The organism is Collinsella sp. LCP19S3_D5 (assembly GCF_052121415.1).
Taxonomy (GTDB): Bacteria; Actinomycetota; Coriobacteriia; order Coriobacteriales; family Coriobacteriaceae; genus Collinsella.
The window spans coordinates 1-1452 of sequence record NZ_JBQKEH010000035.1 but is presented as its reverse complement, the minus strand read 5'-3'; the positions used below and the strand labels follow the sequence as shown (position 1 = coordinate 1452).

General features: G+C 66.3%; 2 protein-coding genes and 1 pseudogene. All 3 read right to left on the bottom strand.

The window, feature by feature from the left end; genetic code table 11:
* Window positions 1-38: 38 nt before the first annotated feature.
* Window positions 39-704: an IS3 family transposase gene (locus tag ACTQXO_RS08705; protein WP_441033535.1), complete on the bottom strand. Its 666-nt coding sequence runs from the start codon at window positions 702-704 to the stop codon at window positions 39-41.
* Window positions 638-889, bottom strand: a pseudogene (locus ACTQXO_RS08700) (IS3 family transposase); the annotation flags it as partial. The pseudogene ACTQXO_RS08700 and the gene ACTQXO_RS08705, both read right to left, overlap by 67 nt.
* A 20-nt stretch (window positions 890-909) precedes the next feature.
* Window positions 910-1407 carry a transposase gene (locus ACTQXO_RS08695; RefSeq protein ID WP_441545612.1) on the bottom strand — a complete coding sequence of 166 codons (498 nt, stop codon included), beginning with the start codon at window positions 1405-1407 and terminating at the stop codon, window positions 910-912.
* Window positions 1408-1452: the final 45 nt, after the last annotated feature.

The window sequence follows — 1452 nt, the reverse complement described above, 5'->3', positions numbered from 1 at the left end:
TGAACTGCACCCCAAAACTTGGACGGCTTAAATAAGAACTACGCCGCAAGGGGCTGGTTCCGGAACTCCTCCGGGGTCAGCCCCTTCAGTTTAACCTGCCTTCGCCTCGTGTTCCAATGGGCGACGTACGCGTCCAGGTCCGCCTTGAAGGACTCGAAGTCGGGCCATGTCCTTCCCCGGAAGAACTCGTCCTTCATGTGGCCGAAGACCTGCTCGGTGGCGCCGTTGTCGATGCAGTTGCCCTTTCTGGACATGCTCTGGACGATCCCGGCGTCCTTCAGCCTCCCGCACCATGCGGCGTGCTGGTACTGCCAGCCCATGTCGCTGTGGAGCACCGGCGTCGCGCCCTCGGGCATCTTCGCCAGCAGCTGGTCGAGCAGCTCGGCCTGCTGCGCCATGTCCGGGCTGGTCGACGTCGACCACGCGACTATCTCCTTGCTGCCGAAGTCGTACACCGGCGCGAAGCAGGCCTTGCCCCAGGGCTGCTTGAACTCGGTGACGTCGGTGCCCACCTTCTGCCACGGCCCGTCGGCGGCGAAGTCGCGCCCGATGACGTTCTCGAACGTCTCGCCCACGACCCCCCTGTACGAGTTGTACCTATGGTAGTCGGTCTCGCGGCGGATGCCGCAGCGGATCCCATCTCCCGCATCATCTTGAGCACGGTCTTGTTGGCTATGCGCGCGCCCAGCTCGGCGCGCAGGCACATGGCGACCTGGCGGTGGCCGCACCCGTTGGCCGTGCGCGAGAAGATCTCCGCCACCGCGTCCCGCAGCTCCGGGCGCGTCGGCCCGGCCGGGTGCGACAGCGCGTAATAGTAGCTGGACCGGGCCAGGCCGGCGCATTCCAGCAGGCTCCCCAGCTTGCACCCCTCCGCGCGCAGGGCGCTCACGGCCTCGACCTTCGCCCTGGTCAGAGCCCGTCCCTCTCGACCAGGGCACGCAATTTTTTTAGGTAGGCCACCTCGGTCTCGAGCCTTCGGCAGCGCTCCTCGAGCTCCTGCTCGCGGGTGCGCCCGCGCGACTTGGGGCCGGACCCCTTCGGCCTGCCCCTGGGCTTGGGCCTGAGCGCCTCGGCGCCGCCCGCGCGGTAGAGCGCGCACCATCTCTTGAGCGGCGCCAGGGACATGACCCCGAACGCCTTCATGGCGTCCTGCTTGCCCATGCCGCCGTCGACCACGGCCGAGGCGGCGGCGACCTTCTGCTCGTATGTGTACCTGGTCTGCTTGCCGTCCATGGATAGCAGCACCTCGCTTCCGAACGACCGGTATACGTAGAGCCATTGTCTCACGGTGTTGCGCGGGACCGACAGCGCCTTCGCCGCCGACTCGAAGCCGTGCCCTCGCTCGAAGAGCCCGATCGCCGCCTTCCTGGCCTCGATGTCGTGTTTCACTCTCAAGTCGACACGCATAAAAAGCCTCCCATTTCTCGTGTCCAAGAAATGGGAGGCAGTTCA

Bases quoted from the DNA above. Each gene is read 5' to 3' on its own strand.
- ACTQXO_RS08695 (WP_441545612.1), bottom strand. From the start codon at position 1,407: ATGCGTGTCGACTTGAGAGTGAAACACGACATCGAGGCCAGGAAGGCG.